We start from the raw sequence: 23,121 nt of genomic DNA on the forward strand, positions 1-23,121 counted from the left end.
CCGATCTTTGCGACACATTACATATCTGATATAAAACAGTAATAACATGAAAGAGACTTTTCAAGTACCGACTCCCAGAGACATAGAGACTCTGATAGGCACAGAACTTTATAATGTATGGAACCGGCTCTGCCAACTCATTGAGCAAAGCTATGAAATGGAGCAACTTTGGAATCGTGGCGGCAAAGCGTGGACATATGAATACAAATACCGTAAAGGCGGTAAAACTCTTTGTGCACTATATGCCAAAGAACGTACTTTGGGATTTATGGTTATCTTAGGTAAAGATGAACGTGCCAAATTCGAAATGCAGCGAGAACTGTTTTCTAACGAGGTACAGATGATATATGATGAAGCTACCACTTTTCACGATGGTAAATGGATCATGTTTGAATTAAAAAACACAGAACTATTCAATGATATGGAACGACTCCTACTAATCAAAAGGAATCCAAACAGAAAAATAAATATATAGATTTCTTAAGGAAAAGCACGATATCCCACAAAATAAATTTCTCATATTGCCCCCTTCAAGAAGCCCTATCCAAACAAATAATTCCCCCTTGCAACATTTTTGATACCAGAAAAATAAAACATATCGCAACTCTTTTCACCCTATGTCCTCAAATCTACAAATGGAATGTAGATTTGGAGGACTGGGAGAAAGTATTAAGAATAGGATGTCAGAACATTACTCCGACTGAAATTTCAAAGGCATTGCGCGCCATCAATATTTATGCACAAGAACTGGAATGAAATAAGAGGGGGAATTGACAATCTAATAACGGGTTATATTTCTGACCTCCTCGTAATACTTTTCCACTCCAATCTCTTGCATTCGCCTGTTGATGATTACAAATCTTTTGTATAAATGGTCGTCGAAACCTGTATTCTCACAGGGGAACTGGCTGCACTGAAAACAAAAATCGACTTGTTTCTCTTCGCTGCATGCACGTACATTACAAGTCTTGAACAACTTGCATTTTTCTTTCCTGCATCCTTGACAAGTCGCTACGGACAAATGATCCAGAAACTCTCTAAAGTCCGGATACTTTGCAAAAACAGGTTCGTCAAGCATAGCTACAAAACGCTGTGCATATACATCAAAGTTGCCCAGTGACCTTTTAAGTTCATTGCTATGATAAGAAATATCTCCATCTGCAAAAGCAAAGCATTTTCCACAATGCAGACCACAAGGGGCAATACGCCCCTTTATAAATTCGCTATCTGCCTTTTTCATTCTTCTATTATTAATTCCATTTGAATGTCTCCCCTTTCATAAGTCGTGTGATATTCGGAAAGTTCCTTAAATCCCAGTTTATGATAAATATGAATAGCAGGTTTCAACCGTGTATTGCTTTCTATAAAGATTCTTTTACCACCCAACTCTTTAGCTTTATTCACGACAGCTTCACAAAGCAGTACTCCGATACCTTTTCCCTGTACTACAGGACTGACAGCAAGTTTGGCCAACTCATAATCATAAAGCGGATGATCCATCTTGCACAAAGCACATACACCGACCGGCTCATTCTTATAAAGAGCTACCAGAATAGTTCCGCCTTTATCCAAAATGTATTCCTGCGGATGGTCCAAAGCCTTATAGTCGGCTTCTTCCATTCGGAAATAGGCAGTTATCCATTCTTCATTAAGAGCCCGGAAGGCCGGCTGATAGCATGGTTCATAAGGTACAATTCTGATATCCTGATTCTCTCTCACCATTTTCGCCTCTTTTACCCGTTGCAGCAGAGATTTATCTGACAATAGTTCTTCCCATTCTTCAATAGCTTTCCAAAGATCATTCCGGGTCTGCCGGGTTATCTCTTCAATAGCGGTCGTCACATCCACACATTGCTCAGCAAAAGAATCCGACATCTTCTTCCCTTTGGCAGATAACATTACTACATTTCTTCTCCCGTCCGACTTGTCTTTTGATTCTTTTACCAATCCTTTAGCCACCATTTCCTTTATTATATTACTCACTGAAGGATGAGAGTGACCTATTTCTCTCGCAATAGAGGTAATCGTTTTCGCCTCCCCACGAGATAATACAAAAAATACAGGAAACCACTTGGGTTTCAAGTCTACTCCAAACATTTTGTAGATTGCAGCTGCATCTACTGTGATCTTATCAGTCAGCATACGCAGTCGGCTGCCTATAGCTAATTTCCCCGTCTGATTAAAAAAGTCCATGTCTTTATTATTTGCGTTATTAAATACGTAATTAATTACGAAAATATAAATATTTTCGACTATACAAACAAATATTATCCAATAAATACGTAACTGATTACATATTTATTGGATAATATCCTTTTTTTACATCCCACGAATGCGGAATTATACCTAACTTAACCGAAAATGAACAAGTTCCAAGTCTTTTTTGTTATCAGGTCTCATTTATCTACTTCACAATCTTATAGATATATTGATTAATGAGATCATGTTGCACTCTGGTGCCATTCTCACCCATAAGAGATTAATCAAATAATTTCTAAGCCGTACGTAGAGAACCTTCCTGAATCCTTCCCAGAATTTTAGGAAATTGCCAAAAGAACAACAACGTACAACAAATGGCAGCTGTTGCGTCGGATATAGCCTCAGCTGCATAGACTCCGGTCACTCCCATAAAATGCGGTAATATCAATGCCAGCGGAATCAACAAAATCACCTTACGCAATAAAGCAATAAAGATAGAAATTCTGGCCTGTCCCAGCGCTACAAACATATTCTGACAAGCACGTTGTAACCCAAAGATTGTCATGCCGCCCAAAAAGACAGGCATCGTCCAACGAACTGTATCAATCAGTCTTTCATCGCTGGTGAATGCAGACGCGATAACTGAAGGAAACAGAATCATGAAAAGCATCAATACCAGGTTAAATGAGAACATAGTAATCATCACAATACGGAAACAATCTTTCACACGCTGTTTGTCGCCATGACCATAATTATAACTTATAATCGGTACAAAACCTTGCGCAAATCCAGTGAGCGGTACGCTGGCAAACTGCATCGCACTTTGCAGAACAGTCAAAGCACTGATATAAATATCTCCAAATCCTTTCAGACTGCTATTCAGAACAAAACCGACCAGGCTCTCTGTGCTTGCCATAATAAAAGGAGATACACCTAAAGCAAAGATGGCAAGTATAATCTTTCGGTCCAGCCTGATATAGCGTCTTTCCAGAGGTAAAGAGGCACGTCGGGAGAAAAGAAAACTCAATACCCATGCCGCACTGCACGCTTGGGAAAATACAGTAGCCAAAGCCGCTCCTTTTACCCCCATATCCAACCAAAAGATGAAGATAGGATCAAGGGCGATATTCAGTAAAGCTCCTATTAAGACTGAGTACATAGCGATGGCAGGACGCCCTTGTGCATTGATAAAGCTGTTCAAACCTGTGGATATCTCAACAAATATCGTTCCCAGCAGATAAATGGAAAGATAATCAACCGCATATTCCAATGTGTTTTCAGAAGCTCCTGTAAAAAGGAGAATAGGCTCCATAAAAGTATATGCGATGAAAGATGTTAATAGAGTAAATAATATCAGCAAAACGAAGCCATTTCCCAGTATTTTCCCAGCCCGTGAACGGTCTCCCTGCCCAAGTGCCATAGCAGCCAGCGGTGCACCACCACCGCCGACTATCGCCGAGAAGGAAGAAATCAGTATAATAAGGGAAGTAGTCACCCCTACACCGGCCAGCGCATCGGTTCCAATTCCCGGAATATGTCCGATGTATATACGGTCGACAATGCTATAAAGCAAATTGACAAACTGTGCGGCTACTGCCGGAAGAGCCATTTTAAAAACAAGCGGTAACATACGTTCTGTTCCCAGCCGTTCTTCATATTTATTTATCATTCCACATTTCTTTTCTAAAGCCGGTACAAAGTTACTAGAAAAACAGGCTAATCTTACAAAGGTGACAGATATATTGACTCTGAAATAAAATAGAGGAGGAATACAGATGATTCTAAATAATAGAAATGCGAATCAGATTCAACCACTGATTCACATTCCATACAAACAACATTATTTATTTCATAAGTTCTTCCGTATTTCCATTCATTATGTGAGGTAGATATTGAGCTATCTTATCAATATTCCAGTCCCACCATTTCAGTTCCTGCAGCTGTGCGATCGTATCTTCATCAAAACGCATCCGGATTTTCTTCGCAGGCGTTCCGCCCACTATTGTATAAGGAGGAACATCTTTAGTGACAACTGCCCGTGACGCAATAATCGCTCCGTCGCCAATATGCACTCCTGCCATAATAACAGCTTCATAGCCAATCCAGACATCATTTCCAATCACGATATCACCTTTATTATCCCAGGCTGAAGTGATATTTCTCTTGTCCAACTGCCATTCCTCAAAAAATATAGGAAACGGATAATTCGATAAAGAGCGTAAAGTATGATTGGCACTATTAAACAGAAACTTAGCCCCGCAAGCTATCGAACAGAATTTTCCTATTATCAACCGGTCTCCATTGATAGAATAATGATATAATACGTTGTTCTTCTCAAACTGGACAGGATCATTCACAAAATCATTGTATATAGTGTAGTCACCTACCTTTATATCAGGATTATCGATAACGGCATTCAGATAGATAGTCTGAAGATCATTAGTTCGCGGATATATATTTGTATTCATTGTAATTGCTTCTTTATATCGTTTTTAATATAAAATAATAAAATACCATATGACTTATTAAGTCACAAAAGACCTGAACAACAGACTTTACCATTGTTCATCGTCCATATAAAGCGAAGCTATTTACAACGTTGCCATTTCATTGCGTTAAAAGAATAGGGTTCATATCACCTGACAAAGGTACTGGATAATTTTCATATCCCGCACGACATTCTAAGAATTATCATGTATATTTGCTAAATATGCTAACAGTATTATATATGAATCCATTCAACGTAAAAGATAATACAACAATAGATACAGGAAAACTGGAAAAGATATTTCTGGAAGAAGGTATCTGCAAGAAGCTAAAAAAAAACGACTATCTGATCCGGCAGAATGAAAAGAACAGTCAGATAGGATTCGTTTCATCCGGCATCTTCCGCCTGTCACACATCGATGGAAACGCCAATGAATGGATTGTCGGCTATAGTTTCAAAGACGACTTTGTCTGCGATTACCCTTCTTTGATGAGCAAGACAAATTCTACAGTCAACATACAAGCATCTACAGCCTGCGAAGTTTATCTCCTCACTTCAGACAGACTTAACCAGTTTTGGGAAACAGACATGGATACTCAACGTCTAGGAAGACAAATAGCAGAAAATATGTTTGCAGAAATATACCGGCGTTTATTAGGTTTTTACTGCGATACTCCCGAACAGCGTTATCAAGCTCTGATGAAGCGATGTCCTGATTTGCAAAAACATCTATCCCTGAAAGAAATAGCCCAGTTTTTGGGAATCACCTCTGAAACATTGAGCAGAATACGGAGAAAACAGCTATTTAAATAAAAGTCTTGACTTTGGTCAATGTTTTCTTGTCGTATATGCCCTAATATTGCCACCGTAAACAGTAAATTGGCAAAGATATGGCAACTTATACTCATTTTGGCAAACAACCCGATGTACTGAAACATCTGGTACTTTGCGAAGTTCTTCGCAGAGAGAGTTCATCAATCTATGTAGAAACAAATTCTGCCTGTGCTATTTATCCGATGAAACAAACTCCGGAACAGCAATATGGCATTTATCATTTCTTAGAAAAAGTGGCAGAAGGCGACAATCAAGATTTAAAAGACTCCACTTACTTTCAGCTGGAATATACAGAAATGCAGGGAGGCTGCTATTTAGGCTCTCCGGCTTTAGCCATGAAAATAGCAGGAAGGAAGGCACAAAGATTTATATTCTTTGATCTCGAAAAGAGTGCTCTGGATAATGTAGCACTGTTTGCGGAACGAGCAGATCTACTTCCTTCTGTCCACCTGTATCACACCGATTCCCTTGAAGGAGTCATAGCCCTACTGCCTTCGCTGCGTAAAGACACTTTCGTTCATATCGACCCTTATGAGATTGACAAGAAAGGAACATCCGGACTAACTTATCTGGATCTATTAATAGAAGCTACCCGATTGGGAATGAAGTGCTTATTATGGTATGGCTTCATGACTCTAAACGATAAAAGCTATCTGAATTCATACATTATGACCCGGCTAAAAGATGCAGGAATCAAAGAGTATACTTGTGTAGAGCTAATAATGAAATCTATCAGACAAGATACGGTATTATACAATCCCGGTATTATAGGCAGCGGCATTCTGGCTACAAACTTATCGCAACAATCAAAGAAGATTATTCTTGATTATAGTGATATGCTGGTTCGTCTCTACCAGAACGCAACATACAAGGATAAGGATGGAAGCCTATACAGAGATAAGCCCTTCAACTAAATATGGATTCCATACCGATGCTTCACTTCCGCCATCACAAATGTGCTTTCCAGTGAACCCAAGCTATCGATAGTCCCCAGTATATTAAGGATGAACTCTTGGTAATATTTCATATTGGGAGCATGAATCTTCAGCAAGTAATCATAGCTGCCCGATATATTATAGCATTCGGTCACCTCGGGAATATCCTGTATGATCCGGGTAAACTCAGCCGCAATATCCCTGTTTAGCCGCCTTAGTTTGACACTGCAAAAGACTACAAAGCCCTGATTCAGTTTCTCTGCATCCAGCACAGCTATATACTTCTTTATATATCCTCCGTTTTCAAGACGTTTGAGTCGTTCGAAAACAGGAGTTGATGAAAGACTTACCCGCGCAGCCAACTCTTTAGTCGTCAATCGCGCATTCTCTTGCAAAGTACGAAGTATCTGCAAATCCACTTTATCCAATTTCTCAAAAGTATCCATAAGAAAAATATTCTTCTAACAGGTGATTTTAAAGAATAAGACAATCGTCTTATTCTGTATAACGATACAAAAATAGTATTATTTTCTATATTTCAGTTATATATTGTTCGATATTTCTACGCTCCATAACTTTGCAAGAAAATAAAGAGAGAACATTAAACTTAAAAAGCATACGATTATGGAAAGAAAGAATTTACACTTTGAGACATTACAGGTTCATGTAGGACAAGAACAAGCAGATCCGACAACAGATGCACGCGCAGTACCTATTTATCAGACTACTTCTTATGTATTCCATAATTCGGCTCATGCAGCCGCACGTTTCGGTCTGCAAGATCCGGGTAATATCTATGGGCGTCTGACCAACTCCACCCAAGGTGTTTTTGAAGAACGGGTAGCTGTCCTCGAAGGAGGGATAGCAGGGCTGGCGGTTGCTTCCGGCGCCGCCGCAATTACTTATGCTTTCGAAAACATCACTCGCGCAGGCGACCACATCGTAGCTGCCAAGACAATTTACGGGGGAAGTTATAACTTGCTGGCACACACGTTATCCAACTATGGAGTTACTACCACGTTCGTTGACCCGAGCGACCTTTCCAACTTTGAGAAAGCGATTCAGGAAAATACAAAAGCCATATTTATCGAGACACTCGGAAATCCGAATTCCAATATTATCGATATAGAAGCCGTGTCCGCAATTGCTCACAGCCATAAAATACCGTTGATCATAGATAACACATTCGGCACTCCCTATTTAATTCGTCCTATCGAACATGGTGCAGACATCGTCGTGCATTCTGCAACCAAATTCATTGGCGGTCATGGCAGTTCATTGGGAGGAGTAATTGTTGATTCCGGAAAATTCGACTGGGTAGCTTCCGGAAAATTCCCGCAACTGACAGAACCCGACCCAAGTTATCACGGAGTACGCTTTGTAGATGCTGCCGGTCCTGCCGCTTACGTCACCCGTATCCGCGCCACTTTGCTACGTGATACGGGAGCGACTATCAGTCCGTTCAATGCTTTTATATTGCTGCAAGGTCTGGAAACACTTTCACTGCGTGTAGAGCGCCATGTAGAAAACGCACTAAAAGTTGTGAACTTCCTGAATAATCATCCAAAGGTGAAGAAAGTCAACCATCCTTCACTTCCCGATCATCCGGATCATGCGCTCTATCAACGCTATTTCCCGAATGGCGCAGGTTCAATCTTTACTTTTGAAGTAAAAGGCGGACAAGAAGAGGCACACCGTTTTATCGACAGTCTGGAAATTTTCTCATTACTGGCTAATGTAGCCGACGTAAAATCACTGGTTATCCATCCGGCAAGCACTACCCATTCGCAACTCAATGCACAGGAGCTTGCGGAACAGGAAATTTATCCGGGAACGGTACGTTTGTCCATCGGAACAGAACATATCAATGATTTGATTGCTGACCTGGATCAGGCACTTGCCAAAATCTGAGGATTGAACTTTCCATCACCGTGATACGTTATAACAATATAACATTAAAACATTGCAGTTATGGAAAAATATTTAATACACAGCAACGAACTGCATCTGATAGACGCAGGAAAAATCCACCAGGCAGTAGAAAAAATGGTGGAATCACTTGATCTTGCCGCAGGATCAACCAGTAATTTTGATCTCTATCAGGTCGTAGAAAGCTACTTTAAAGACCTCGAAAAAAGGAGGAAGATCAACCATGTACTGGGAATCAAAGAAGACCGATATGAATTTGCTGAAGACTTCGGCATAAAATAAAAGAAATTTTCCAATCACACCAGACAAACTGTTCATATAAAACGAGAGAGCCTCACCCAAGTGAAACTCTCTCGTTTTAGCATATATAGCATAGAAATCAATTGCCCTGGTGCACTGTAAGTTGCGGGAACGGGAAGTTGATACCTTTTTCATTAAAGGTTTCATAAATAGTCTTGTTTATATCAAAATAAACTCCCCAATAATCTGCTGTATTCACCCAAACTCGTGCCACCACATTCACACTGCTGGCATCCAACGCATGAAGAGCTATAAACGGAGCCGGATCACTCAGAATCCGCTTATCAGACGTCAAAATATCACGGACAATCTGCTGTACCTTATTATAATCTTCTCCGTAATCGACTCCGACAATCCATTCTACACGGCGGGTAGTCTGTGTATTGTAGTTTGTTACGACTCCACTGCTCATTGCGCCGTTTGGTATATAGATCACTTTATTGTCTCCGGTAGTCAAAATCGTATGGAATATCTGTATTTCCTTCACGGTTCCGGAAACTCCCTGACTTTCAATCCAGTCTCCTACCTTATAAGGCTTGAAGAGCAATACGATCAGTCCTCCGGCAAAGTTCTGCAAATTTCCGGACAATGCCATACCTACGGCCACACCGGCAGAAGCCAGCAAAGCAGCAAACGAAGTTGTTTCAACTCCCAAAGCTCCGACTACGGAAATGATTAAAAGAATAGTCAACAGGATGTTTACCAAGCTTTTCACAAAAGTCTTGATACTTACATCGACTTTTCTTCTGTCCATCAGACGTCCGACAAATCTGTTGAGCATTGATATCAGGAAACGTCCTACAGTGAAGACAATGGCTGCAATCAGGATACGTTCTCCGGCACGGATACCGAAGTCTACCAATTGTTGGGTGATAAGAGTAAGCTTGTCCAGTCCATCCGCATTGGCAATCGCCTCTTCCATTAATTTATCTGCGACGATTTGCGTTGAATCAGCAAGCTGTGTTGCTGTCGCTTGAAATAATAGTAGCATAATTGATATATATTAAAATGAATAAATCCCTATCTTGCTATATTTTAACAAACAACAAAGTTATATTGTTTTTAGCAAATCTAAAAGTTTTTTTTGCTTTCCTCCCGCAAAAGCTGTAATTTTGTCACCGATTCACAAAGTAGGGGTGCCTTAACATGACGGGCTGAGAACATACCCATAGAATCTGAACCGGGTAATGCCGGCGTAGAGAACCAATTAATAAGCAAGATGAAAAAAAATATGATGATGGCCGTCGCCTTATTGGGCGCAGGCTTCCCTGTCCATGCACAAACGAGTGCAGTATCAGACAGTCTGAAAGTAATCAACCTGCAAGAGGTGCAGGTAGTATCCACCCGTGCTACAGCAAAAACTCCCGTAGCATTTACCAATATAGGCAAAGCCGAACTTAAAAAGGTGAACTTCGGACAGGATATCCCTTACCTGTTGAGTATGACTCCTTCCACACTCACCACCTCGGATGCGGGGTCGGGAATCGGTTATACGACACTTCGTGTACGCGGAACGGATGGCACACGTATCAACATCACCGTCAATGGTATCCCCATGAATGACGCTGAGAGCCATAACCTGTTTTGGGTAAATATGCCCGACTTCTCTTCTTCTGTAAAAGATATGCAGGTACAACGTGGTGCAGGCACATCGACCAATGGAGCTGGTGCATTCGGAGCCAGTGTCAATATGCAGACCGAAGGTGCATCTATGAAACCGTATGCAGAATTCAACGGTTCTTATGGTTCTTTCAACACGCACAAGGAAACCGTTAAAGTGGGAACCGGACTGCTGAACAACCACTGGACATTCGATGCCCGCCTCTCCAATATCGGTACGGACGGTTACATCGACCGTGCTTCAGTCAATCTCAGTTCGTACTATCTGCAAGGAGGATATTTTGCAGAAAACACATCTGTCAAACTCATCGCATTTTCCGGAAAAGAAAAGACTTATCATGCGTGGAACTACGCCAGCAAGGAGGAAATGCAGGAATTCGGAAGACGTTATAATTCCTGTGGGGAGTATAAAGGAGACGACGGAAAGAAACATTATTATGCTGACCAGACAGATAATTATCTACAAAAGAACTATCAACTTATTTTCAATCATAGTTTCTCTACCGCATGGAATCTGAACGCAGCCTTGCACTATACCAAAGGAGACGGCTACTATGAAGAGTACAAAGACAGTAGCTATCTGGTAACATACGGGCTGAAACCATTTACAATGGATGGAAAAGAAGTTTCGAAAAGCGATCTGGTCCGCCAAAAGAAAATGGACAATAAGTTTGGCGGAGGTGTATTCTCCCTCAATTATACCAACCACCGGCTGACAGCTTCCTTGGGCGGAGGCTTAAATCAGTACCGGGGCAGCAACTTTGGAAGAGTGACCTGGGTGAAGAACTACATCGGCGCATTATCTCCCGAACACGAATACTATCGTAACCAATCGAAGAAAACCGATGGCAACATCTACCTGAAAGCAACTTACGACCTGACCAAAGGCCTAAGTGCCTATGCCGATCTCCAATACCGGCATATAGACTACACCATCGACGGGGCAAATGACAAATACGACTGGAATAAAAACACGTTGCGACCACTCGCCATAGACAAGAAATTCGACTTCTTCAACCCGAAAGTCGGACTGAACTGGAATATCAACTCCAACCATCGCATCTATGCCTCTTTCTCCGTTGCCCAAAAAGAACCGACAAGAAACAACTATACCGATGGCAATCCGGACAGCTACCCGAAAGCTGAAAAGCTGCTCGACTACGAAGCCGGATATACCTTTGCCACTCATTGGCTGACAGCAGGTGCCAATTTTTACTACATGGATTATACCGACCAGCTTGTCCTCACCGGTGCACTAAATGATATCGGTGAAGCTCTGACTGAAAACGTTCCGGACAGTTACCGGATGGGAATCGAACTCATGTTAGGCATCAAGCCGTGCAAATGGTTCCAGTGGGATATCAATGCCACATGGAGCAAAAACCGTATCAAAAATTTCGTAGAAAACATTCCCATATACGATGATGACTGGAACTTATTGGATGTCGCAAGCGTTTCTCATAAAAGTACCCGAATCGCTTTTTCACCAGATTTCCTGCTAAACAACCGTTTCGCTTTTACGTATCAGGGATTCGAAGCCTCTCTTCAATCTCAGTTTGTCGGTAAGCAATACATGACAAACGCCGAAGTAGAAGCATTGACACTGGATAAGTATTTTGTAAGCAACCTGAATCTGGCTTATACATTCAAGCCCCGCAAGGTAGCGAAAGAAATCACTTTGGGTGTGACCGTCTATAATCTCTTCAACGAAGAATATGAGAATAACGGCTGGGCATCCAGTTCATACGATAAGGACGTGAATCATAGAATAGATTCTGCCGGATATGCTGCTCAGGCGGGAACAAACGTTATGGGACATGTGTCTTTCCGTTTTTAACAATAACAATTCAAACAGATAGTACAGAAGCCGCCAACATGAAACGCGGCTTCTTATTTCCTCATTTTCTCTTCCATATATTTGGAAGGAAGCACCCCAAACTGTGCAACGAACTGCTTACGGAAGGAAATCATCGAATCATATCCTACCATTTCCGCAACTTCTGTCAGACTGCTATATCGCCCGCTCATGATAATAGAGGCAGCTTTACTCATCCGTACTCCATGAATCACCTCTATAATCGACAAACCAGTTTTCTGCTTAACCTTGCGATAAAGGGTCGGCTGGCTCATATTCAATTTGTCCGTCAGCACTTTTATTGTAAAATTCCGGTTTGATAAATTTTCTTCTATAATCTGAAGCATTTTAGGCATAAAAACATCCTGAACATCTTCTGAAGATTCCAGTACCTCTTCATCCAGCATAAGAGTTTTCGCATAAAGTTTTCTTAACAGATCACGTTGTTCTATCAACGCTTTCACCTTCTCTTTCAAGAACTCCGGATTAAAAGGTTTCATTATATAGTCATCTACCCCTATTTGTAAACTTTTCAACCGGTCAGCATCCTCTGCTTTAGCTGTTAAAAAGATAACCGGTATATGAAAAGTCCGCTTATTTTCACGAATCTCCCGACTACATTCAAACCCATCTTTAACAGGCATCATTATATCAGATATGATTAATTTAGGTATATATTTATCAGCCATAGCCACCCCTTCTTCTCCATTTCCAGCCTCAATAACATTATAATCTTCTTTAAATAGACTGCATAAATATTCTCTCATCTCATCGTGGTCCTCTATGATCAACAAAAATTCCTTATTATTTTTCACTCTGTTAACGGTCTCCTCCATAGTCTCATTCTTTTCTGCTATTACTTCTTCCATCGGACGTTCTTCTGTCGTACACTCTTCCAACAAATCTCCCTTCACCGGATCAGGTACCATTTCATATTCTCCTGGAACAAAATGAGAAAGTCCCACCGGAATGTGCAGAACGAACCGGCTTCCTTCTCCAACACGACTGGTTAACGTTACAAATCCATGATGCAACCCCATCGTATGCTTTACAATATGTAATCCAAGACCTATTGACGTGGAATATTGCGGGATACGTTTCCCTGTTACAAACGAATCAAACACGTGCTGTTGCAAATCATCAGGTATCCCAACTCCATTATCAGACACTGTTACAAGGCAATAAGGTCTTCCGTCAATTTCCGCCTCTGACACAGCCAGTTCAATACGTCCATTCTGAGAAGTGTATTTAAAGGCATTTGATAACAAATTTTGAACAGCTGATTCTATTTTCGCCACATCCACCCATAAATACAAAGGCACTGTATCCACCTGGACCAAAAATTCCCGCTTCTTGACCATAGCCATTTGCAGAAAAGGATTAGCCACCCGGCTAACAATCTCCTTTATATCCGATTCTGACAAATGAAGTTTTATCATGCCTCCCTCTATCTTCTGTACATATAGCAGACGATCAACCAATGTCTGTAGAGAAAGACAATTCTTGTGCAATCTGCTAAATGAATCAAACCAATTATCCGATGGGGTAATGGACTTCATTATATCATGTATAGGAGCAAGTATCAAAGTAAGAGGAGTTCTTAACTCATGAGCAGCATTCATAAAAAAGTTCTCACGTTCTTCCCGTATATGCCGTTCTGCGTTTCTCTCCAAATTTGCAATCGTCAGTTCATGTTTCAATTGAATCATTTTTTTGAAACGACGTTGCCGCCGCAACAAACTATAGAAAATATAACCAACCAAAAATAAAACCGAGAAAATCAAAAGCAAACGAAACCAAACGGTCTGGCTCCAATGTGGAAGGATTGTTATCGGCAATGCAGTAACGTCTCCTTCCGTATTATTAGGGAACAATGTTTTGACTTCAAAAATATAATAACCGGCAGACAAGTTGGTAAACGAGACCTTACCCGCTTCAGAAACAATCCAATCTTTTTGATATGGATATAACCGATAGCTATATTTTTGCAGATCCTTCGAAAAAGCCAGATTATTGAAAAGGAGAGAGAAATCACGGTTTGCATTGACCAGTTCCAAATGGTCAATTGATGCAATATTTGAGTCCAAAACAACTTGCCCTTTTATCTTCTCACCTATATTGATTTGTTTATTATCGACTTCCAATCCAGTTAAAAGAGTTTTGCTGGCAATGGTGGCAGATGTCAGTATTTCCGGTTCAAAATAAGTTAAGCTCTTGTTATTTCCCCAAAATAAAGTATTCTTAAACAACATCACAGATTTATTGCTACTAGAAATATAATAGTTGTAGAAGACATGTTGTTGTCGGCTATATCTTGAGATACCGGATATACTCCCCAACCAAATACGCTTCTTCTCATCTTCCACTATACAATCTATACAATCATTACAAAGTCCATCTTTTACTGTATAAAAAGACGTTATCCTATCTTCGCCCACAGGAATGATTCCAAATCCATTTTTATAACCCACATATACAGTTCCGTCAGTACCAGTCAGTAAAGCACTAACTACACGAGCTCCTATATTTTCTTTTTCTTCATATCCATGAACCATCTTTAATGGACGAACATTTACCTGTGATAATCGTACAATACCTTTTGCTGTCCCTATCCAGATATTCCGCTGTTTATCTTCACAAATAGCAGTGACCCATGGCTCTGCATCTTCTTTCAAGGCTTCACGCAATGAGAATAATTCAAAATGACCTGTCTGATGATCAAATAAGTACAATCCGGCAGAAGTGCATACCCAAAACCGATAACGGGAGTCAATCATTAAGGCCACTATATAGGAGTTTACCTTTTTCCCTAAATGATTGAGCGGATATATATGGAAAGAATCGGAACTCCAGTCATAACAAATCAAGTTTCCGGAAGCATTTCCAAACCATAAATTAGAACATGAATCTTTGATTGCACAAAACACCGGGACTTCCTTTTGATTGCCCACAGGAGAAAAGTTCAGCGGTCGCGATTTAGCATAAGGCTGGTCACTACGCATAATTCCTTCATGGTAAGTGCCCAACCAAATTCGACCATCTTTGTCAGCTACCTGAGCAGAGATTTCATTATGTTTTTTGCTGTGATATTGCATATAAGAATGCTGTCTAAAATCAAAATAGACAATCCCTCCTCCTCTAGTTCCGATCCATAGTATTCCCTCTTTATCATAATAAACAGAAATCATTCTTGTCTCTACATTCCGGTACTGCAAAAATGAGGTATTCGTATAAGGCGTTGCCGACAACTTAGAAGGATCATTTTCTTCAGGAGCTAACAGAGTATATCCATTCCAGGTTACTGCAATGTAAGAATCATTATCCAACGCAACCACCCCATACGCATCTGAATGTGATAAAGAAGACAACCTGGCATCCTCATTATACTGATAATAATCAGATTTTCCCGTGGGAATATGCAGACGAGTTACTCCACCCACTATAGAAGAAACCCAAATATATTCCCCTTCACTCATGATAGTAGTAGCATTAGCACTAGGATTAATAGAGTATTTGAACTTCCGGACCACTTTACCTGCAATCTTATCAAAGAACAACAAATTTCCCTTATCGGTAACCAAATACAAGAAATGCCCGTCTTGTGAAGCACATAAATTCGAAAAAGATTCCCCCTCATCTAAAAAAAACGGATAGCCTGCTTCGACGGTCATCTCTATTTGTAAGTCACCTTTCACTAATTTATAATGTCGTTTCAAGCATTGCAATTGTCCGCCTTTTACTATCCAAAAAAGTGAATCCCCCGTTATTTCCATAGCACTTACAGAAATGGCCTTTTTTCCATCCTGAAAAGACGGAAGAACAAATTTCTCTTTCCGTCGATCAAAACAATATAAATACTCATTAGCTATTACCCACAATTTATCATCAGAAGTCTCTTTTATATCGGAAACATACATCCTCGCATTGTCTACACTAAAATTGCGAATCTGCTTCCCGTCATATCGACTCAGCCCATTACTGGATCCAAACCACATAAAACGATCTTGATCTTGATAGATACAAGTAATGATGTTATCTACCAAGCCATTACTCATATTCAACTGATGAAGTTCATTATAAGGCAGAACAGCATAGAGAGAAGTAGTAATAACTAAAGAATTTATAATAGCAATCAAAACAAGGACGGTATATCGAACGGTTCGCTTCATTATATATTCATATTAGTTTAAGTGTCACAAAAATAATCAATATTATAACAGAAAGGCGAAGCAAATGATAAAAAAAGCAATTTTGAATGAAAAGATATACATGGATGAATAAAAGCATATGCTCCTGATTCCTTGAAATCCCCTAAGTTTGTATCCTGAAAACCGAACGGAAAGTGTGCTTCACAATTATATATAGCCATTTACACCTTTGAATCTGTAATATTTAAAACAATTAATCACATGAGAGAAAAAGCCAAAAGCCCTTAAGTCAAATTGAAATCAATTAGAATCTATTAAACCTTATTTAAATAGAAAGCCTAAAAAGACCTTTTTTCAAACTAATAAAATCTTATAGAAAAACATGCGTAAATCATTTAATCTAATCTGGATGGTTTTCGGCTTCCTGCTACTAATAGTAGGTTGTAATGAAGACAAGAAAAGCACAGCTTTCGATCCTAATCAACCAGTCAAGTTTACAGAGTTTATGCCCGATTCCGGTGGCATACGAACCAAATTCATTGTTAAAGGTTCCAATTTCGGAGAAGACAAAAGCCAAGTGAAAGTTTACTTCAAGGATGAAGTAGGTAATGAACGGGAGGCATTGGTTTTAGGTGTCAAGCCTGATGTTATTTATGCCCAAGTGCCCAAGCAAGCCGGAGGAGAAAGCCATGTACGGGTGGAGATTGCCGGAAAAGAAGCTGAACTCAGCAATGCTGAAAAAACATTCAAATATATTGTAACTTCTTCCGTATCTACAGTAGTAGGAAAAGCCAAAGAAGGTGGCAATAAAGACGGAACTCTCGGCGAGACCACATTCAATACTCCAAGGTATGTAGCTGTAGACAATGATGACAATGTATTCATATTCGACTCTGATGGGAGAACGCGTTTATCATCCATCGAACAAAATAAAACGATCACTTTACTGGATGGCATGGTAATCGACCAACCTTTATTTATCGATAAAGAAAAGAAACAACTATTTGGTCCATGCGATAATGCTAACTTCGGTTGTTTCTTATTCGATGCTAATGTGAGCTGGGTGGCTGATAAAATGGGACAGCTTTTAGCCAACGGAGGATGGATGCATAGTGTTGTTCTCGACCCTGTAGATTCTACTTTTGTGATATACCGCCAAAACACAGGACAATTGTGGACACAACCTTTTGATAAGAATAAAAGAACCTTAAATCCCAACAAAGCAAAACGAATCGGTACACTCTATAATGTAGGCTCCAATGGTTTATGTGCTTACAATCCGGTTGATAAGTATGTTTATTGTGTGTTGCATAGTAAGAGTGCAGTTTATCGCTTTAAGCTCACACGCGATACGGACGGTTGGCCAGCTCTAGACGGAGACATTGAAGAATATATTCCCGGTGCAGGCGCAGGCTTCCGGGACGGAGATGTACAAGAAGCACAATTCAATGAGCCGCGTGGAATTGCTATTGATAAAGAAGGCAATTTATATATAGCGGATGTTAATAACCATCGGATTCGTAAAGTTGACACCAAGTTAAATATCGTGACCACGATAGCAGGTAGCGGGAAAGGATACAAAGACGGGGATCCTTTGGAAGCCCAATTCGATCAGCCTTGGGGTGTCTATTTGGACAAAAATGAATTTCTTTACATTGCAGATCAAAACAACCACTGCATCAGAAAACTTGCTATTGAATAATTAATAAGGAATAGAAATGAAAACACTATATTTTAAATTAGCCCTGTGTTTCTTTCTGCTATTGGCAGGAAATGCAACACAAGGGATATGGGCCCAACAAGAACCAATTCAAATTGCCGGAATCGTGTTAGATGAACATGGTGATCCGCTCCCGGGTGCAAACATATCTGTTAAAGGGAAAGAAAAAACCGGAACTATAACAGATATGGATGGTAACTTCAGTATGAAATCATTAGCTCCAAAAACAACGCTGATTGTTTCATTTATGGGATATAAGAGCAAAGAAATAGTGGTTGCTCAAACCGATAAGAAGATGCGTATATCTCTGGAGCCCGACTCAGAATCATTGGACGAAGTAGTTGTTGTAGGTATGGGAACACAACGTAAAGTCAGCGTGGTAGGTGCTGTCACCAGTGTCAATCCGGCTGCCATCAGTGCTCCGTCAACTTCCGTAGCCAATATGCTGGGAGGTGTGGTTCCCGGTATTATAGCCGTTGACCGAAGCGGCGAACCGGGGCAGGATGTTTCTGAGTTCTGGATTCGCGGTATCAGCACATTTGGTGCCAACCAGTCTGCGCTGGTTTTGATTGACGGTATTGAAGGAAACCTCAACGACCTCGACCCGTCGGATATTGAGAGCTTCTCTATCTTGAAAGATGCTTCGGCAACAGCCGTTTATGGTGTACGTGGTGCAAATGGCGTTGTTTTGGTAACGACCCGTTCCGGTCAGGAAGGTCGCACCAAGGTAACCTGGAAAAGCAGTATGACTCTCTCTTATTCCCCCCGTATGCCCGAATATCTGGAAGCATACGATTATGCCAGCTTGGCAAACGAAGCCCGAGTGGTAAGCAATATGGACCCTCTTTATAGCCCGACAGAACTGGAGATTATTAAAGCAGGACTGGACAATGACTTATATCCAAACGTTAACTGGCAAAAAGAGATACTGAAAGATGTAACTATTAATCATCAGCACTATTTAAATGTATCCGGTGGTGGAAAAGTTGCCAGATATTTTGTCAGTGTAGGAGGTACATTCAAAGATGCTATCTTCAAGCAAGACAAAGTTAACAAATACAACACGAATGTCAAATGGGCTAAATATAATTTCCGCGCAAAGGTAGACATGAATCTAACTTCATCGACGATCATGGGATTGGCTATGGACGGAGCTATTGTAGAAGACAGAGCACCGGGATTCGGAACTAACAATGACGCACTCTGGGCCGCACAAGCCTATCTGACTCCCCTGACGGTGCCTTTACGTTATTCCAATGGAATGCTTCCTGCTTATGGGAAAAACGGAGAACAAATCTCACCATATATCTTGTTGAACCATACCGGATTTAAAAAGGGAAACCGGACCACTATGAACATCAATTTCACCTTACGTCAAGACTTCGGAAAATGGATCAAGGGTTTGACTGCCAGAGGAATGTTCTCGTATAACAATAACAATATACACAACGTAGTCCGCTCCAAAATGCCGGACCTATACAAGGCCTTTGGCCGTTACAATGACGGTTCATTAATGACACAACGTACGGTATCAGCCAGCAACATTCAATTCGCCAAGAGTGCTGCCAGTGACCGGAGATATTACTTCGAATCGCAACTTGCCTATGAAAGACTTTTCAATCAGGAACACCGTGTAACCGGTTTGATACATTACTATATGCAAAGCACCGAAACCACCGAAGCAAATGATGAAATTTCATCTATTCCCAAACGTTATCAAGCATTATCTGCCAGAGCTACTTACTCTTATAAAGATGCTTATCTGATAGAAGGAAACGTAGGATACACCGGTTCCGAAAACTTTGAACCGGGCAAACAATTCGGTTTGTTCCCTGCAATAGCCTTAGGATGGATCCCGACCCAATACGAATTTATGCAGAATCATGCAGGATGGCTCAACTTTTTGAAGATCAGAGCTTCTTATGGTGAAGTTGGTAACGATCAGATCGGTGGTGGACGTCGGTTCCCATATCTGACGTTGATTAACTTTGGAGGTGGTAGTCGTTGGGGTTCCAATGGATTGACAGAAAAACAAATCGGAGCCAACAACTTACATTGGGAGGTAGCCAAGAAATATAACCTGGGTATCGACTTCCAATTTCTCAATGATAAAATAGGTGGAACGGTAGATATCTTCAGAGACACTCGTGATAATATCTTTCAGGAAAGAAAAATGATGCCTTCGGAAGTAGGCGTCGTGACCAACCCATATACCAACGTAGGACGTATGCGCAGTAGCGGTATAGATGGTAACATTTACCTGAACCAGAAAATAAACGAAGACAACTCTTTCACGGTGCGTGCCAACATGACATATGCTGTCAGCAAAGTTGTACATTGGGACCAAGATGCGGTGCGCTACCCTTACCAATCGTATAGCGATGTAAATTATGGTGTTATGCGCGGTTTGGTTGCATTAGGCTTATTTCAAAATCAGGATGAAATCAACCGAAGCCCGAAACAGACATACGGCGAAGTACGCCCCGGAGATATCCGCTATAAAGACGTGAACGCTGACGGAAAAATTGACGATGACGATATTGTTCCTATTGCACACTCCAATGTACCGCAAATTCAATACGGTTTTGCACTGGAGTACAGATATAAAAGATGGACTATCAGTGCTTTATTCACTGGAGCAGCCAAAGTTAACTTCTTATACGGCGGTTCCGGATTCTATCCCTTCTCAGGCGGAGAAGTCGGCAACATTCTATCCATCGTAAACGACCCGAAGAATCGTTGGACACCGGCATGGTATTCAGGGGATCCTTCTACAGAAAACCCGAATGCACGTTTCCCGCGCCTGACTTACGGAGAGAATAAGAACAATAACCGTGCTTCTACTTTCTGGCTGGCAGATGGTTCTTACCTGCGTTGGAAATCATTGGATATTTCCTATCGTATCGGAACGAATAAAGTACTAAGGACAGTGGGCATCAGTGATATGAATCTGCAATTTGTCGGACAGAATCTGGCAGTATGGGATTCAGTGAAACTATGGGATCCGGGACAGGCATCTAAAAACGGCGCCGTATATCCGCTACAGCGTACCTTCTCTTTACAGTTAACAGCTACGTTCTAATTGAAAACTATTATGAAAAAGATATTAAAGAAAAGCCTTCATATTCTATGCACGACACTGGGAATCATCCCGTTCATGCTGACTTCATGCAACTATCTGGCAGTTGATGAATACTTTAACGACCTGACTCCACTCGACTCCATCTTTGCCAGACAAGATTATCTGGAGCGTTATGTGTGGGGAACTGCGGCATTAATGCCCGCTCAAGGCAACTTGTTTTCCGGTTCCTACGGTCCTTACGAGACTGCGGTAGATGAAGTCCTTCTGTCATGGCAGAAAGCTGAGTACGCCGGTACCTACTTGTATGCAGACAAAATCACGCAGAACGATTCTTACTACAACATGTGGGGACAATACTACAAAGGTATCCGTAAGTGTAACACTATCTTCACCCGCATCGATGAATGCAAAGACCTGAAAGGATTGGACAGACGTGAAATTATGGGTTTGACTCATTTCATGAGAGCTTCCTTCTATTTCTATCTGTTGGAACTTTACGGACCGGCAGTCATCCTTCCCGAAGAGCCGCTGTCGGTAGATGAAAACATTGAAAACTTGTCATTCGAACGTAACACGTACGATGAATGTGTGGAATATATCTGCAAAGACCTCGAAGAAGCTTACAGTCTACTGGACCCGACGCGCCCGAGCACTCAGTTCGAACGTCCTACCAAATATGCGGCAGCCGCCCTCATGTCACGTGTCCGGCTTTACCAAGCTTCCAAGTGGTACAACGGCAATCAATATTATGCCGACTGGACCACTTCCGACGGACGAAACATGATAGCCCAGCAATATGACCCGGTGAAATGGGCGAAATCAGCTGCTGCCTCCAAGAGAATTATCGATAGCGGTATTTACTCATTATACACTGTACCCAGCGATGAAAACACGTATGCATCCTCTCAGGCGTCACAAGCGGAATTTCCGTTAGGAGTAGGAGGAATCGATCCTTACCATTCGTATATAGACATGTTCAATGGAGAAGCACTGGCTGTGAAAAACCCTGAACTTATTTATGCTACTCCCTTGAACAACAACATCATTTCAATCGCCTTCCCGTTGAAACTGGGAGGATGGAACGGCTTAGGAATCACTCAGAAACTCATAGATGCCTACTACATGAAAGATGGAGAAGATTATGTGCAACAACCTGATTATTATGAAGAAGCGGGTACTGTACCTACCATCGCCACAGGATATGAGCTGAGACCAACCGTTGCCAAAATGTATCTGGACCGCGAACCGCGTTTCTACGCATCTATCGGATTCTGTGAATGTTTCTGGCCCGCAACTTCGGTAACAGGAACCGAAGCTCCCAACGTGACTAACTTTACAGCAGGATATTACGTGAATGGCAACTGTGCAAAACAGGCTGCCAATCCAGAAGACTATAACTTAACGGGATATACTCTAAAGAAATATATCCATCCGGAGGATAACTGTACCAGTCATACAGGTGCTAAAATAAAACCGAAAACATTCCCTGTATTCAGATATGCGGAAATACTGTTGAACTATGTAGAAGCATTGAATGAACTGAAAGGAGAACCGGAATATACGGAAGCGGCAGATAACACCACTTATCATGTTTTGTATAATCCGGAGGAAATCATGTACTACTTCAACATGATTCGTTACCGTGCCGGATTGCCGGGCATCACCCTTGCCGATGCCAGCGATCAAGTGAAGATGCGTCAGTTAATCATCCGCGAACGTATGATCGAATTTGCATGCGAAGGAAGAAGATATCATGACCTGCGTCGTTGGGGACTAGCAGAAACAGAAGAGAACAAACCGGTACAAGGTATGGACGTTACCAAGAAGACGACCGAAAGAGACCAATTCTATACTGTTGTCAATGTAGTTCATAAGTATGCATTACGCAGCTTTGACAGGAAGATGTACTTCTATCCTATTCCGAGAGCCGTATTGGATAAAAACGCGAAACTGAAACAAAATCCAGGATGGGACGGATTCGGAGATTGGTAACTTACCTCTTTCCATTATA

17 protein-coding genes and 1 riboswitch are annotated in these 23,121 nt (G+C 41.2%); of the genes, 10 read left to right on the forward strand and 7 right to left on the reverse strand.

What is annotated here, in order from left to right:
* The first annotated feature begins 46 nt into the window (after positions 1–46).
* Positions 47–475: a DUF3788 domain-containing protein gene (locus HMPREF2794_RS11660; protein ID WP_070751557.1), complete on the forward strand. Its 429-nt coding sequence runs from the start codon at positions 47–49 to the stop codon at positions 473–475.
* A 77-nt stretch (positions 476–552) separates the two neighbouring features.
* The gene (locus HMPREF2794_RS29535; RefSeq protein WP_029425004.1) at positions 553–756 is read left to right on the forward strand and encodes a hypothetical protein; all 204 of its coding nucleotides are present in this window, start codon (positions 553–555) and stop codon (positions 754–756) included.
* A 22-nt stretch (positions 757–778) separates the two neighbouring features.
* Here the strand turns inward: HMPREF2794_RS29535 and HMPREF2794_RS11665 are convergent, their stop codons facing one another.
* The 4 genes from HMPREF2794_RS11665 to HMPREF2794_RS11680 all read right to left on the reverse strand — a co-directional run bounded on the left by HMPREF2794_RS11665 (position 779) and on the right by HMPREF2794_RS11680 (position 4,667).
* Positions 779–1,240, reverse strand: a complete 462-nt coding sequence (locus HMPREF2794_RS11665; protein ID WP_070751558.1) for a DUF3795 domain-containing protein — start codon at positions 1,238–1,240, stop codon at positions 779–781.
* Positions 1,237–2,193: a bifunctional helix-turn-helix transcriptional regulator/GNAT family N-acetyltransferase gene (locus HMPREF2794_RS11670; protein WP_070751559.1), complete on the reverse strand. Its 957-nt coding sequence runs from the start codon at positions 2,191–2,193 to the stop codon at positions 1,237–1,239. The genes HMPREF2794_RS11665 and HMPREF2794_RS11670 overlap by 4 nt, the downstream gene beginning before the upstream one ends.
* 301 nt (positions 2,194–2,494) lie before the next feature.
* A complete protein-coding gene (locus HMPREF2794_RS11675) occupies positions 2,495–3,868 on the reverse strand; it encodes an MATE family efflux transporter (protein ID WP_055270460.1) in 1,374 nt (457 codons plus the stop codon).
* Between the two features lie 175 nt (positions 3,869–4,043).
* Entirely contained in the window at positions 4,044–4,667 is a 624-nt protein-coding gene (locus HMPREF2794_RS11680; protein WP_010535398.1) for a CatB-related O-acetyltransferase, read from the reverse strand.
* Between the two features lie 260 nt (positions 4,668–4,927).
* Between HMPREF2794_RS11680 and HMPREF2794_RS11685 the strand changes: the two genes are divergently transcribed.
* Together HMPREF2794_RS11685 and HMPREF2794_RS11690 are read left to right on the forward strand one after the other, a co-directional pair.
* Positions 4,928–5,500, forward strand: coding sequence for a Crp/Fnr family transcriptional regulator (locus HMPREF2794_RS11685; RefSeq protein ID WP_070751572.1), 573 nt, complete (start codon positions 4,928–4,930; stop codon positions 5,498–5,500).
* 77 nt (positions 5,501–5,577) lie between these two features.
* On the forward strand, positions 5,578–6,435 hold the full coding sequence (locus tag HMPREF2794_RS11690) for a 23S rRNA (adenine(2030)-N(6))-methyltransferase RlmJ (protein ID WP_055270462.1): 858 nt from the start codon (positions 5,578–5,580) through the stop codon (positions 6,433–6,435).
* Here HMPREF2794_RS11690 and HMPREF2794_RS11695 read toward each other — a convergent pair.
* Positions 6,432–6,902: an Lrp/AsnC family transcriptional regulator gene (locus tag HMPREF2794_RS11695; protein WP_022301676.1), complete on the reverse strand. Its 471-nt coding sequence runs from the start codon at positions 6,900–6,902 to the stop codon at positions 6,432–6,434. The two genes, HMPREF2794_RS11690 and HMPREF2794_RS11695, sit on opposite strands and share 4 nt — an antisense overlap.
* Positions 6,903–7,080: 178 nt before the next feature.
* Here HMPREF2794_RS11695 and HMPREF2794_RS11700 point away from each other — a divergent pair, with 178 nt between their 5' ends.
* Positions 7,081–8,367 carry an O-acetylhomoserine aminocarboxypropyltransferase/cysteine synthase family protein gene (locus HMPREF2794_RS11700; RefSeq protein WP_070751560.1) on the forward strand — a complete coding sequence of 429 codons (1,287 nt, stop codon included), beginning with the start codon at positions 7,081–7,083 and terminating at the stop codon, positions 8,365–8,367.
* Positions 8,368–8,427: 60 nt separating this feature from the next.
* Positions 8,428–8,667 carry a hypothetical protein gene (locus HMPREF2794_RS11705; protein ID WP_008763772.1) on the forward strand — a complete coding sequence of 80 codons (240 nt, stop codon included), beginning with the start codon at positions 8,428–8,430 and terminating at the stop codon, positions 8,665–8,667.
* A gap of 97 nt (positions 8,668–8,764) precedes the next feature.
* Here the strand turns inward: HMPREF2794_RS11705 and HMPREF2794_RS11710 are convergent, their stop codons facing one another.
* Positions 8,765–9,676, reverse strand: a complete 912-nt coding sequence (locus HMPREF2794_RS11710) for a mechanosensitive ion channel family protein (protein ID WP_022301675.1) — start codon at positions 9,674–9,676, stop codon at positions 8,765–8,767.
* Positions 9,677–9,807: 131 nt separating this feature from the next.
* Positions 9,808–9,904: riboswitch (TPP riboswitch) on the forward strand.
* On the opposite strand from HMPREF2794_RS11710, the gene HMPREF2794_RS11715 reads away from it, so the two are divergent.
* A complete protein-coding gene (locus HMPREF2794_RS11715) occupies positions 9,905–12,142 on the forward strand; it encodes a TonB-dependent receptor (protein ID WP_070751561.1) in 2,238 nt (745 codons plus the stop codon).
* Between the two features lie 53 nt (positions 12,143–12,195).
* On the opposite strand, the gene HMPREF2794_RS11720 is transcribed toward HMPREF2794_RS11715, so the two are convergent.
* On the reverse strand, positions 12,196–16,329 hold the full coding sequence (locus tag HMPREF2794_RS11720; protein ID WP_070751562.1) for a hybrid sensor histidine kinase/response regulator transcription factor: 4,134 nt from the start codon (positions 16,327–16,329) through the stop codon (positions 12,196–12,198).
* 361 nt (positions 16,330–16,690) lie between these two features.
* On the opposite strand from HMPREF2794_RS11720, the gene HMPREF2794_RS11725 reads away from it, so the two are divergent.
* Genes HMPREF2794_RS11725 through HMPREF2794_RS11735 form a run of 3 tightly spaced genes read left to right on the forward strand, consistent with a single transcriptional unit; the run spans position 16,691 to position 23,102 of the window.
* Positions 16,691–18,010 (forward strand): NHL domain-containing protein, encoded by a 1,320-nt coding sequence (locus HMPREF2794_RS11725; RefSeq protein WP_016268789.1) that lies wholly within the window; start codon positions 16,691–16,693, stop codon positions 18,008–18,010.
* 16 nt (positions 18,011–18,026) lie between these two features.
* Positions 18,027–21,110 carry a SusC/RagA family TonB-linked outer membrane protein gene (locus HMPREF2794_RS11730; protein ID WP_011108277.1) on the forward strand — a complete coding sequence of 1,028 codons (3,084 nt, stop codon included), beginning with the start codon at positions 18,027–18,029 and terminating at the stop codon, positions 21,108–21,110.
* 12 nt (positions 21,111–21,122) lie between these two features.
* Positions 21,123–23,102, forward strand: a complete 1,980-nt coding sequence (locus tag HMPREF2794_RS11735) for a RagB/SusD family nutrient uptake outer membrane protein (RefSeq protein WP_010535408.1) — start codon at positions 21,123–21,125, stop codon at positions 23,100–23,102.
* The last annotated feature ends 19 nt before the right edge of the window (positions 23,103–23,121 follow it).

This window comes from Bacteroides sp. HMSC067B03 (genome assembly GCF_001811315.1).
GTDB lineage: Bacteria > Bacteroidota > Bacteroidia > Bacteroidales > Bacteroidaceae > Bacteroides > Bacteroides faecis.

What these genes read in the sequence shown, in the direction of transcription:
- HMPREF2794_RS11665 (WP_070751558.1), bottom strand. Translation starts at nt 1,240, where the DNA reads ATGAAAAAGGCAGATAGCGAATTTATAAAGGGGCGTATTGCCCCTTGT.
- HMPREF2794_RS11735 (WP_010535408.1), top strand. Translation starts at nt 21,123, where the DNA reads ATGAAAAAGATATTAAAGAAAAGCCTTCATATTCTATGCACGACACTG.
- HMPREF2794_RS11690 (WP_055270462.1), top strand. Translation starts at nt 5,578, where the DNA reads ATGGCAACTTATACTCATTTTGGCAAACAACCCGATGTACTGAAACAT.
- HMPREF2794_RS11670 (WP_070751559.1), bottom strand. Translation starts at nt 2,193, where the DNA reads ATGGACTTTTTTAATCAGACGGGGAAATTAGCTATAGGCAGCCGACTG.
- HMPREF2794_RS11700 (WP_070751560.1), top strand. Translation starts at nt 7,081, where the DNA reads ATGGAAAGAAAGAATTTACACTTTGAGACATTACAGGTTCATGTAGGA.
- HMPREF2794_RS11710 (WP_022301675.1), bottom strand. Translation starts at nt 9,676, where the DNA reads ATGCTACTATTATTTCAAGCGACAGCAACACAGCTTGCTGATTCAACG.
- HMPREF2794_RS11725 (WP_016268789.1), top strand. Translation starts at nt 16,691, where the DNA reads ATGCGTAAATCATTTAATCTAATCTGGATGGTTTTCGGCTTCCTGCTA.
- HMPREF2794_RS11730 (WP_011108277.1), top strand. Translation starts at nt 18,027, where the DNA reads ATGAAAACACTATATTTTAAATTAGCCCTGTGTTTCTTTCTGCTATTG.
- HMPREF2794_RS11705 (WP_008763772.1), top strand. Translation starts at nt 8,428, where the DNA reads ATGGAAAAATATTTAATACACAGCAACGAACTGCATCTGATAGACGCA.
- HMPREF2794_RS11720 (WP_070751562.1), bottom strand. Translation starts at nt 16,329, where the DNA reads ATGAAGCGAACCGTTCGATATACCGTCCTTGTTTTGATTGCTATTATA.
- HMPREF2794_RS11675 (WP_055270460.1), bottom strand. Translation starts at nt 3,868, where the DNA reads ATGATAAATAAATATGAAGAACGGCTGGGAACAGAACGTATGTTACCG.
- HMPREF2794_RS11695 (WP_022301676.1), bottom strand. Translation starts at nt 6,902, where the DNA reads ATGGATACTTTTGAGAAATTGGATAAAGTGGATTTGCAGATACTTCGT.
- HMPREF2794_RS11660 (WP_070751557.1), top strand. Translation starts at nt 47, where the DNA reads ATGAAAGAGACTTTTCAAGTACCGACTCCCAGAGACATAGAGACTCTG.
- HMPREF2794_RS11685 (WP_070751572.1), top strand. Translation starts at nt 4,928, where the DNA reads ATGAATCCATTCAACGTAAAAGATAATACAACAATAGATACAGGAAAA.
- HMPREF2794_RS11715 (WP_070751561.1), top strand. Translation starts at nt 9,905, where the DNA reads ATGAAAAAAAATATGATGATGGCCGTCGCCTTATTGGGCGCAGGCTTC.
- HMPREF2794_RS11680 (WP_010535398.1), bottom strand. Translation starts at nt 4,667, where the DNA reads ATGAATACAAATATATATCCGCGAACTAATGATCTTCAGACTATCTAT.